The following is a 12386-nucleotide window of genomic DNA, read 5'->3' as shown; positions in this document are numbered from 1 at the left end:
ATAAGCTGAACGGCGTTTTTCACGAAAAGATGTCCCGCGTGGACCGTCTTCGTGATGATCGACCGGACGATGGCCGACGAATGGCAGATCGAATGTGAGAAATCTATGGGCAATATGTTCAGAAGATACTTGTTTGCAGAGGTATTGTCTGGTAAAATGGTCGAAATTAAAATTGGTTGAAGTGTAATTAGGCTTGCGTCATGTTTGAACGCATCAAATTGAACTTAAAACGGAGGTCGGTACGAATGAAAAAAGGATTGAAACAAAAACGAATTGTGGGGGGGGAGCCCCCTCGATGAAAAAAGCTCTTTGCCCGTCCTGAAAAGCGGCGCGCTGGCTGCCGTGGCGCTGGGATTGATGCTGATGAAGGCCGTGCCGGGCGCGGCGGCTCCGGCCACGAACCCTCCCGGCGAAGGGCCGGGCATCGCCATCGGTACAGGTTCTTCGGCGAACCACGCGCAGAACGCGGCGATCGGCTATAACGCCACGGCCAAAGGCGCGGGAGCGCTGGCCGTGGGCGCCAACAACGCCGCCAACGCAGGCAACGCCATCGCACTCGGCGTCAACAACGTCGCCAATGTCGCCAATTCCGTGGCCATGGGCGTGGGCAATAACGCGACAGGCGGCGACAGCATTGCCATCGGACGTCTGAATACGTCAAAAGGCGCTTCCAGTGTCGCCGTTGGCCGCGAGAATGCCACGAACGGCTCGACGACTTACGCTTTTGGGTTTAAGAATGCCGTATGGGGAAATAATTCCCAGGCGCTTGGCTCGACGAACACGATTTCGGGTACGACTTCTTATGCCTTGGGTTATAACAATAAAATTGGGTCTAACAATGCCTATACCGTCGGCGAAAGCAACGTCAACACGGGCCTTCGCGCGACGGTCGTCGGCAACAATAGCAAAGCCGGCGGTCAGGACGCCTTCGTCGGCGGGTACAACAGCGCCGTCGGTTCCACCTCCAAAAACGCCGTCGTCATCGGACAGGGCGCGCGCATCGGCGTGAGCAACAGCAACGTGACTACAACGGTGGATCCGGCGACTGGCAAAGTCACCGCCACCTACAACGGCGAAGTCGACGCCACCGACAGCGTGGCGATCGGCTATAACGCCAACGTGATGGCTTTGAACGGTCTCGCTCTCGGCCGCACGGCCAGCGTCACGGCGGTCGGCAAGAACGGCGTGGCGCTGGGCAGCGGCGCCAGCGCGCAGGCGGAAGACGGCGTGGCTTTGGGGGCTGCTTCCGTCGCCAACCGCGCTTCCGGCACGGCGGGCTGGGACTTTGCGACAGGGAAAGCCTCTACGGCGACCACGGCGGCCTGGGTGTCTAAAAAAGGCGCGGTTTCTGTGGGTGCCAATGGAGCGACTCGTCAGATCATCAACGTGGCGGCCGGTACAAACGAAACTGACGCCGTCAACGTGGCGCAGGTGAAGGGACTTGCCAAAAAACTCACCGATGACGGCGTTTCCTATTTCCATGTAAATTCAACGAACGTCGCCGAGGATCCGGTAACGAACAATAAAGGCACGGTCAGCGCCAAAGCCGGCGCGGGCGGTAAGAATTCTCTCGCCGCCGGCGTCAACGCGAAAGTGCAGAAAGACGCCGACAACGGCATCGCCATTGGATATAACACGAACGCCCGGGCCGCTAACGCTATCGTGATCGGCAACAGCGCGAACGTGACGACGGCGGGCGTTTCCGGCGTGGCGTTGGGGCAGGGCGCTGCTGCTTCTGTGGACGGCGGCGTGGCCCTTGGCGCAGGTTCTTCCGCCAATCGCGCCGCAGGCACCGCGGGCACGAATACTGCTGGCTGGGATTTCGCAACGGGGCAGGCCTCCACGGCAACTACGGCGACCTGGGTGTCTAAAAAAGGCGCGGTTTCCGTGGGTGCTAACGGAACGACCCGTCAGATTATCAACGTGGCGGCCGGTACAAACGAAACTGACGCCGTCAACGTGGCGCAGGTGAAGGGACTTGCCAAAAAACTCACCGATGACGGCGTTTCCTATTTCCATGTAAATTCAACGAATGTCGCCGAGGATCCGGTAACGACCAATAAAGGCACGGTCAGCGCCAAAGCCGGCGCGGGCGGCAAGAATTCTCTGGCGGCCGGCGTCAACGCGAAAGTGCAGAAAGACGCCGAAGAAAGCACCGCCATCGGCTTCAACGCGAATGTGACGAAGAAAAATGCCGTTACCGTGGGCAACCGTTCTTCCGTTTCTGCCGAAGGCGGTTCGGCCCTTGGTTACAACGCGCAGGTCCATGCCGACGGAAAGAACGGCGTGGCGGTCGGCAGCGGTAGCTACGTTCGCTTTGAAGGCGGCGTCGCCGCCGGTTCCGGTGCGAGATCTACCGGCGAGAAGGCCATCGCCGTCGGTCCCGGAGCCATCGCGGATTCCACCAGCACCATAGCTATCGGCGACGAGGCAAAAGTCGCTTCCAATGTGGATCTGGTCGGCGGCATCGCCATCGGCAAAAAAGCCTATGTTGTCAATGGTAGCGGCCAGCAGGAATACGAATTCGGCTTCGACAAGCCTAACTGGCCCACGCAGGGTGTTGCGCCGGCCGACAAATCCCGCGTTGCCACCGGCATCGCCATCGGCGCCAATTCCTACGCCCGCACCGGCAGCGTACAGATCGGCGCCCATACGTACACGGGAACCATGGGAGGGACACAAGTAACCTCGGCTACCAACGGCGAGGGGACGCACGTTAACCAAACGACCATCGGCACCAACAGCTACAACAAAGCCATTTTCGGCACGATGATCGGCGCTTATTCCATTGCGACCGGCGATTTCACCGGCGCAGGCGGATTCAACAGTCTCTATGCGGCACAGAATTTCGGGTCCAGCGTCGTCGGTTCGCTGAACAGCATACAGACGAAAGGCTACGGTTACCACAGCGGTATCGCCAACAGTATCGTCGGATTGGCCAATATGACCAAAAACGCCAACGGCGCTTTGATTTTGGGTGCCGGCAACAACATTACCAATTCCATTCAAGATATTTCCGGCATAACCAACGGCGCAGATACGCCGGACAAAATGGCGGCCAAACTGCGTGACGCTATCCAGAACAACAACGGTGGCGGCGCGGTGCTCGTCATCGGCGGCGGCAACACGGCCGATTACGCGCAGGCGTCTCAGGTCATGGGCGTGAACAATACCCTGAAAGGGACGAGCGGGAATATCAGCAAGTATAACCTGATCGACGGCTACAGGAACGCGGCAGACAGAGTAAGCAACGTTTCCGTCATCGGCTCTGAAAATACCCTGACAAACGGCAAGAGCAACGTGGTGATCGGCGACAAGCACAAGCTGACCAACGCCTCCAACAATGTCGTCCTCGGCTCCGCCGACGCGGAAAAGGAAATCAAAGTTTCCAACGCGGTCGTTCTTGGACACAACACCGACGTCCAGAAGGCGGGCGGCGTCGCTCTCGGTAGCGGCTCCGTAGTTTCGACGGATAAGAATGTAGTGGGTTATGACGTTTTGGGGACAAATCACAATTCCGACGCCACCGGCACGTGGAAATCGACCGCGGCCGCCGTTTCGGTCGGCGATACGACGGGGAACGCCAAGGTCACACGTCAGATCACGGGCGTGGCCGCCGGCACAGAGGAGACTGACGCGGTCAACGTGGCCCAGCTGGCAGCGTTGAACTCCAAAGTCGATAATCAAAAAACGCATTACGTGTCGATCCACAGCGACGACAGCGCTGCCCCCGCCGGCACGAACTGGAACAACGACGGCGCGACGGGGACCGACGCCATTGCCATCGGGCGCAGCGCCAGCGCCAGGCTGGAGAATTCCATCGCCTGGGGACACGGAGCGCGCGTCACTCCGGAGGGCGGCGCCGGCACCAATGGGATCGCGATCGGCACGAACGCGCGTTCCCATGTGATGACCAACGGCAATCACGAGGCGATCATCGCTTTCGGCCGGGATAAAACGAAACTTTCCGGCGGCATCGCCATCGGGCATGACACGCACGCGCGCATCGGCAACGTGGAAGTCGGAAACAGGGAGTACCGGGGCGAGATCGGAGATTTCGACCTCAACGGCAAAGACAATTGGGATATCACCTCAGGGGTGGGTTCTACCATCGTCGGCGACAATTCTTTTGCCATGGGGAACTTCGAGAGCATCAGCGGCGCGTACAACGTGATTTCCAAGGCGGAAGACAAGCCGACTGCGGCATGGGTAGGGAGTATTCTGCAAAGAGGCATGAACGCCCTCCACAATGCGGGCGCGGCGGCGCAGGGCTTCGGTGCCGTAATCAGCGGCACGCTGAACAGCATCGAGGCCAATGAAGAGCTTACGGCCAATCTGGGTTCCGTACTGGGAGGAACCCCGGATCATCCGGCCACGGGATTCATGTACTCCGGCTTCGGCAACGCCATCGTGGGCACGGCGAACCGGACCAACAAGTCCAACGGGGCCTTGATTTTCGGCGTTGGCAACGAGATCACGAACTCCTATTTGACGCCGGAGAATCCGGTCATACTGGACGCTATGTCGATGAACGCGCCTATTATAGGGCATTTGGAACTGACGCCGACGATCAAAATGGATTCCGTAAAGGAGCTGTCGGAAACGCTCAGGAAATACGCGCAGGATAACCGTCTGGCCTCGGTGGGAGTGACCGGCGCCGCCAACAAGGTGGATTACGCCGTGTTTTCCTCGGTCACCGGCGTCGGCAACGAACTGAAGGGAAAGGGCATGTCCGGTTTTGCCGGCACCACGGGGACTTCCTTGGGCGAAGCGACCGGGAACGCAAGCATTTTCTCCGCCTTCAACAGCGTCCAAGGCTACGAGAACAAAGGGACGCGCGTTACGCATTCCGTGCTGACCGGCTCCTGGAACGAACTGGAAAATACGCTCGGTTCCATCGTGATCGGGAACAATCACGTCCTCAAGGGGACGGACGCCGATCTGGCGACGGGGAATATCATTCTCGGGTTCAACGACGGCAAAGACGCGAACGCGATCAAGACATCCGCCAAAAACATCCTCGCTTTGGGCAACAATACGGAAGTGACCCAAGACGAAGGGATCGCCTTGGGCAGCCAGGCAAAAGCCGACGTGGAAAAAGGAAAAGCCGGCTATGACGCGCGGACCGGCGCGGCATCGACGGAGACGAGCGCCACGTGGAAATCGACCGCGGCGGCGATGTCCGTCGGAAACAGGGAAAAAGGCATCACCCGCCAGATCGCGGGCGTCGCGGCCGGTACGGAAGACACCGATGCCGTCAACGTCGCGCAGCTGAAGGGCGTAGCCAATATGGCCAGCGCCGCGGCCAACGCGGACATGTACTTCCACGTCAATTCCGGCGCGGCGGTCGCTCCCGTCGCCACCAACAAAGGTCCCATGACGGCCACGGCGGGCGCCGGCGGTTCGAACTCGCTGGCGGCCGGCGTCAACGCCACGACAAGTAGCGGCGCCGAAAAGGCCGTCGCCGTCGGCTACGGCAGTTCTTCCGACGGCGCGGGCAGCATCGCTCTCGGCGACACGGCGAAAGTGGCGTCGAACGGCCATTCGCTGACCAGCATCGCCATCGGCAAGAACTCCTATGTCCTCAACGGTTCGGGGCAGCAGGAGTACGAGTTCAGCTTCGACAAGACCAACTGGACGACGGGCGGGAATCCCTTCAATCCGACCTATACGCCTCACGACACTTCGCGCATCGCCGGCGGCATCGCCATGGGCACGAATTCCTACGCGCGCACCGGCAGCATCCAGATCGGTTCCCATACCTACACGGGAACGATGGGCGGAACGAACGTGGCGGCTGCGACGAACGGCGAAGCCAATCTCGTCAACATGACGACCATCGGCACCAACAGCTACAACAAAGCCGTTTTCGGCACGATGGTCGGTGCCTACTCCATCGTCACCGGCGACTTCACCGGCGCCGGCGGGCTCAACAGCTATCTTTACGGCTCGCAGAACTTCGGCGCGACTGTGATCGGGTCTCTGAACAGCGTGCGTTCGAAGGGGAACGGCGGGACCAGCGGCGTCGCCAACAGCATCGTCGGCATCGCCAATACAACCGAGAACGCCAACGGCGCGCTGATCTTCGGTGCGGGGAACAACGTCAGCAATTCCAACATTTTCCCGCTGAACGTGTCTTCTGGAGCCGACACCGTGGACGAGATGGCGGACAAACTGCGCCAGACCCTCCAGGACATGGATGGCGCCGGGGCGACTTTGGCCATCGGCGGCGGCAACACGGCTGATTGGACGCGTCGGTCCCAGCTGATGGGCGTCAACAATACGCTGACCGGTACGAGCGCCAAACTGAGCGATCTCAACCTGCTCAACGGCTACAAGAACGTCGGCGAAAACGTCAGCCACATTACCGTGATCGGTTCGGAGAACACCGTCAAAAACGGCGACTTCAACATCGTTCTGGGCGACAAGCGCAGCATGGACGGCAAGAGCCACAACGTCGCCATCGGCTCGCTGGACAGCGCTGCGGCGACGGACGCTTCGAACGCCGTCATCCTGGGACATAACGCCAACGCTTCCGTCGACGGCGGCGTGGCGTTGGGCGCTTTCAGCATAGCCGACCGTCAGATGCTGTCGAACGTCTACGTGCCCGCCGGCGCCGGCGCGGCGATGGACACGCTCGTGCGCGGTACGGTAAAGGGTTCCTATGGGGCCGTTTCCGTGGGGAACGCCAACGCGACCCGGCAGATCGCCAACGTAGCCGCCGGCAGCGCCGACACCGACGCGGTGAACGTGGCCCAGCTCAAGGCGCTGGACGCCAAGATCGCCGAAACCAACACCACGGTGGATAAGGGTTTTGCCCTCTCGGCCGACGATAACGGCGTCGTCACCAAGAAACTCGGCCAAGCTGTTCACGTCGCCGGCGACGGCACGAACACCGAGACCAGGGTAGATGGCGGCAAGGTTGTCGTCGCCCTCAAGAACGAGCTGAAATTCGACGTGACGGGGACGACAAACAAGCTCACGATCAACACCGGCGGCAAGGGCACGATCAACAACCTGACCAACACGACCCTCGACGCCGGCTGGGGCGAAGGCGACAGAGCCGGACAGGCCGCCACCGAAGGACAGCTCAAGCAGGTCGCGTCGACGTCTGCCAGCGCCCTGCAGAGCTGGGACGCCCAGATCGACGGAGTGAAAGTGAAGACCGTCAGCAAGATCGACAACGTCCTCAACTTCAAGGCGGGCAGCAACATCAAACTGAGCAACGACTCCGGGGCCGTCAAGGCGAGCGTCGTCGACGCGCCCACCTTCGCCGGCAAAGTCACCGCCAAAGGCTTCGACGCGACCGGCAATAAAGTCGTCAACGTCGCCAAGGGCGAAGTCAGCCAGACCAGCGCCGACGCGGTCAACGGCTCGCAGCTCTGGGGCGTCTCGTCGAGCGTCTCCAATCACTTCGGCGGCGGCTCCACCGTCAACAACGACGGTTCCGTCTCCGCCCCCACCTACGTCATCCGCGGCGGCACGTACCATAACGTCGGCGACGCCCTCAGCGCCGTCGACACACAGTTCACCAACATCTACAACAACTTCGGTAACGTCTACAACCAGATGGGCGAACTGAGAAGCGAAATCAAGAGCACCGGCGCGCTCGGCTCCGCCCTCGCCGGACTGAAACCGATGCAGTACGACCCCGTCGAACCCAGCCAGATCATGGCCGGTTTCGGAGCGTACAGAGGCGAGTACGCGCTGGCCCTCGGCTTTGCGCACTACCTGAAAGAAGACTTCATGGTCCACGCCGGAGTGTCCGTTACCCATCACGGCGAGTCGATGGCCAACGCCGGGCTGACCTGGAAGATCGGCCGCAAGGAAGACAAGGACGCGATCCCCGAGCGCTACCGCTCCGGCCCGATCAGCAGCGTCTACGTGATGCAGAAGGAAAACGCCGAATTGCAAGCCGAAGTGGCTTCGCTGCGGCAGACCAACATGCGCCAGGCCGAGCAGATGGCCGAGATGAACGCGCGCGTGGAGAGGCTGGAGCGTCTGCTGCAGAGCGGCAGAAAAGCGAACTGACGTTCAAGGGCGAAGGGGGCGGATTGGCGGTTGAGATCCGCCCTCTTCTTTGTGGTACAATGTGATGTGGAAATTAAAATTTTTTTCTGTGTGGAGGGTTTGCGATGAGACGAGCGATGACGATTTTTCTGGCGGTACTGCTGATGGGTGCGGCGGCGGGAACGGCTCCGGCCACGGAGATCGCGGTGGTGGATGCGGAGAGGATCCTGGCCCAGTCGACTCCCGGCAAGAAGGGGCAGGAGCACCTGAACGAGGTGCAGAAAGTGCTTCAGAAGGGATACAACGACTTGGTGGCTCTGTACCGCGGCCGGGAGAACTCGCCCGAGGCGCAGGAGATCATCAGGCAGGGACAGGCTGCGCTGGAGCAGCAGATGGCGGTCGAGCGCAATGCCGTGCTGGCGGTTCTGCAGTCGGAACTGATGGCGGCAACGGAGGCGTGGCAGAAGAAAAATCCCAAGATTCAGGCGGTCGTGAGCCGTCAGCTGCTTCTTGGCGCAGTCCCCAAGCTCGACGTGACGAGCGCGGTGATGAAGGAAATGAACAAGCGCACTCCCAAGTTCGCCGCTTTGCCCACGGTGACGGTGAACAAACCGGCTCCGGCTCAGCCTGCCCAAAAGTAGAAACGATCTTTTACAGCGCTGTCTTGAAGAGCGCGCATTGAAAGTACGACGCGATCCCCGCCGCTGGATTCGGAAAAAACGAGTCCAGCGGCGGGGATCGTCTTGTTTGCCGCGCTTATCGCTTCGACAAAAAGAGCCGGGACGCAGGAGACGGAAATGTCCGCTGCATCCCGGCGTTCGTTTGTGGAGCCGGAAAGCTTATTTGACGTTCAGAGGCAGGTACTGCGTGCGGCCGTATCTGCGGATCAGCAGGGGCACACGGTTTCTCTTGGTGGAACCGATGACCTTGAACAGATCGCCGGAGTTGTTCACTTCGCGGCCGCCGGCCTGGAGGATGATGTCGCCGCGGCGCAGGCCGGAGCGAGCCGCCAGGGATTTTTCTTCCACTTCGGTGACGACCAGGCCGCTGTCGCGCTCCGAGAGCTTCAGCTCTTTGCGCAGTTCCGGAGTGATCGTTGCCACGGTGAAGCCGATTTTCTCCGCCGTGCTGGCGTCGGCGACCGTGGTATCCACTTCCGCAAGCGTCAGCGAGAAGTTCATGGTCTTGCCGTTGCGGAGCACCTCGAGATTGATCTTGTCGCCGGCCATGTGCTGGCGCACCGAAGTGCTCAGCTTGACGCTGTCTTCCACCTCTTTGCCGTCGAGCTTGACGATGACGTCGCCGCGCTTCAGGCCGGCCTTTTCGGCGGGAGAGTCGGGGACCACGTCGGCGATCAGGGCGCCCTTGGTGTTCTTCAGCTCGAAAGCCGAAGCGATGTCCTCGGTGATGGGCTGCAGATAGACGCCCATCTGGCCGCGGCGGACTTTGCCGTAGGCGACGATGTCGTTCATGACCTGCTTGGCCATGTTGATGGGGATCGCGAAGCCGATTCCCTGGGCCGAGGGGATAATGGCCGTGTTGATGCCGATCACGCGGCCCTGCATGTCAAGCAGGGGGCCGCCGCTGTTGCCGGGGTTGATCGAAGCGTCGGTCTGCAGGAAACCGTCGAAATTGAAGTTCTGCAAGTGAATGCTGCGGTTGCGCGCCGAAAGGACGCCGACCGTCACGGTGGGCTCCAGCCCCAGCCCCAGCGTGTTGCCGATGGCGACCATGGTCTCGCCGACGCGGATCTTGTCGCTGTCGCCCAGCTCGAGCGTGGGAAGGTCTTTGCCGTCCACCTTGATCACGGCAATGTCGAACGTCGGATCGCGTCCGATCACCGAAGCTTCCATGGTCTTGCCGTCGAAGAACGTGACCGTGATCTTGTCGGCGCCGTCGATGACGTGGTTGTTGGTGAGGATGCGGCCGTCCTTGGAGACGACGAAGCCGCTCCCGGCCCCTTTCATGGGAACGCGGCGCGTGTACTCGCGGAACATGTCGCCGAAGAACTCCCTGAAGAAGGGGTCGTTGGGCAGCCCCTGATTCACCGTGCGCGTGACCGTACCTTCGACGTCGATATTGACGACCGCGTGACCGACCTTCTCGACCAGATCAGCCACGGGACTGCCGGCAGTCAGCGCTTCAGGCGGCAGCGTCCCAGAAAAAGCGGGTATGCCGCCTGCGACCATGGTAGCCAGTATAATGCCTATAAGAGATCTTTTCAGTTTTCTCAGTTCCATAAAATTTCACCTCCGCAAAGAATCGGGCAGGACGCGACGGTCCCGCCTCAACGATGCACATATTACACGAAAACGGCTGTTTGCGCATTGATGTTTTATACAAAACAGCTAAACTTGAATTTATTCTTTGCTCCTTTCAAATCAATAAAGTTTATCCAAAAGACGGCACTCGGCCGAGAGAAGAATCATTTGTTTGGGAACCGACGGGCATCGCCGCGCCGTGAAAATTTTGTGACAATGTTTCAATAACGTGGATTAATTGTGTCAGATCGGATTATAAGTTCGAGAATTTGGGAGTAAAATCGTTGAATGAGCGCGAAATGTCCCGCAATGAAATCGAAAAGTCGTCGTTCAAAAAATACAGAATGCTTTTCGTAGATATGGACATAATCGCCGGTTCGCGTTAATATACGCCGTGTTGCGCGCGGGAAAGCCGTTTTTGGAAGAGAGAGAGCGGCTGGAGAGCGTGCGACGCCGTTTCTTGACAACCGAAGAGGACGAGGAAGAGAAGCCAAGCGGGAACGATCCGAGAAGATGGAACAGGTAAGGATAAAGGATTCAACGGAGAGTTTGATCCTGGCTCAGGACGAACGCTGGCGGCGTGCTTAACACATGCAAGTTGAGCGAGGATGGTTTGAGGAGACATATGTTGAATTGAATCATTCGAGCAGCGGACGGGTGAGTAAAGCACAAGGACTTGTCCGAAAGAGAGGGACACCTTCGGGAAACCGGAGCTAATACCTCATAAGCCGGAAGGTGAAAAGCAGAGATGCGCTTTTGGAGAGACTTGTGTCCTATCAGGCAGTTGGTGAGGTGAAAGCTCACCAAACCGAAGACGGGTAGCCGGACTGAGAGGTCGACCGGCCACATTGGAACTGAGAGACGGTCCAGACTCCTACGGGAGGCAGCAGTGGGGAATATTGGGCAATGGGCGGAAGCCTGACCCAGCGACGCCGCGTGAGGGAAGACAGCCTTCGGGTTGTAAACCTCTGTTGCAGGGGAAGAAGGAAGTGACGGTACCCTGCGAGGAAGCTCCGGCTAACTACGTGCCAGCAGCCGCGGTAATACGTAGGGAGCGAGCGTTGTCCGGAATTACTGGGCGTAAAGGGCGCGTAGGCGGCGCTTCAAGTCGTCTGTCAAATGGAAGGGCTTAACCCTTTTTCGCAGACGAAACTGGAGAGCTTGAGAAGCAGAGAGGCAAACAGAATTCCTGGTGTAGCGGTGAAATGCGTAGATATCAGGAAGAATACCAGTGGCGAAGGCGGTTTGCTGGCTGCATACTGACGCTGAAGCGCGAAAGCCAGGGGAGCGAACGGGATTAGATACCCCGGTAGTCCTGGCAGTAAACGATGTATGCTGGGTGTGAGACTAGCGATAGTTTCGTGCCGAAGTTAACGCGATAAGCATACCGCCTGGGGAGTACGGTCGCAAGATTGAAACTCAAAGGAATTGACGGGGGCCCGCACAAGCGGTGGAGCACGTGGTTTAATTCGATGCAAACCGAAGAACCTTACCTGGACTTGACATACACGCGGTAGAGAAGCGAAAGCGGATCGACCCCTCCGCAAGGAAGGGAACGTGAACAGGTGCTGCATGGCTGTCGTCAGCTCGTGTCGTGAGATGTTGGGTTAAGTCCCGCAACGAGCGCAACCCCTATTGCCAGTTGCTACCAGGTAAAGCTGAGCACTCCGGCGAGACTGCCATCGACAAGATGGAGGAAGGTGGGGACGACGTCAAGTCATCATGGCCCATATGTCCAGGGCGACACACATGCTACAATGGATGGTACAGAGAGAAGCGAGACCGGAAGGTGAAGCAGATCCCGGAAAGCCATCCCCAGTTCGGATTGCAGTCTGCAACTCGACTGCATGAAGTTGGAATCGCTAGTAATCGCGGATCAGCCAAGCCGCGGTGAATACGTTCCCGGGCCTTGTACACACCGCCCGTCACACCATCCGAGTCGGGTGCTCTCCAAGCCGGAGGCCTAACCGCAAGGAAGGATCCGCCTAAAGAGTGTCCGGTGAGGAGGGTGAAGTCGTAACAAGGTAGCCGTACGGGAACGTGCGGCTGGATCACCTCCTTTCTAAGGAGCACCATCAGCGAACGAGAACTCAAGCTGAACGAAACAAGCTGCAC

General features: G+C 59.4%; 3 protein-coding genes and 1 rRNA gene. 3 read left to right on the top strand and 1 reads right to left on the bottom strand.

The annotated features are described in order from the left end of the window. The first annotated feature begins 309 nt into the window (after positions 1-309). Positions 310-8031, top strand: a complete 7722-nt coding sequence (locus RAH42_RS07915; protein ID WP_317539208.1) for a YadA-like family protein — start codon at positions 310-312, stop codon at positions 8029-8031. 104 nt (positions 8032-8135) lie between these two features. Then, positions 8136-8651 carry an OmpH family outer membrane protein gene (locus RAH42_RS07910; protein ID WP_078017049.1) on the top strand — a complete coding sequence of 172 codons (516 nt, stop codon included), beginning with the start codon at positions 8136-8138 and terminating at the stop codon, positions 8649-8651. Between the two features lie 198 nt (positions 8652-8849). On the opposite strand, the gene RAH42_RS07905 is transcribed toward RAH42_RS07910, so the two are convergent. Beyond that, positions 8850-10250: a DegQ family serine endoprotease gene (locus RAH42_RS07905; protein ID WP_317539207.1), complete on the bottom strand. Its 1401-nt coding sequence runs from the start codon at positions 10248-10250 to the stop codon at positions 8850-8852. A gap of 558 nt (positions 10251-10808) precedes the next feature. On the opposite strand from RAH42_RS07905, the gene RAH42_RS07900 reads away from it, so the two are divergent. Further along, positions 10809-12333, top strand: a 16S ribosomal RNA gene (locus RAH42_RS07900). The last annotated feature ends 53 nt before the right edge of the window (positions 12334-12386 follow it).

The organism is Pyramidobacter sp. YE332, from assembly GCF_033060595.1.
GTDB lineage: Bacteria > Synergistota > Synergistia > Synergistales > Dethiosulfovibrionaceae > Pyramidobacter.
This window is presented reverse-complemented; position numbering and strand designations above follow the sequence as displayed.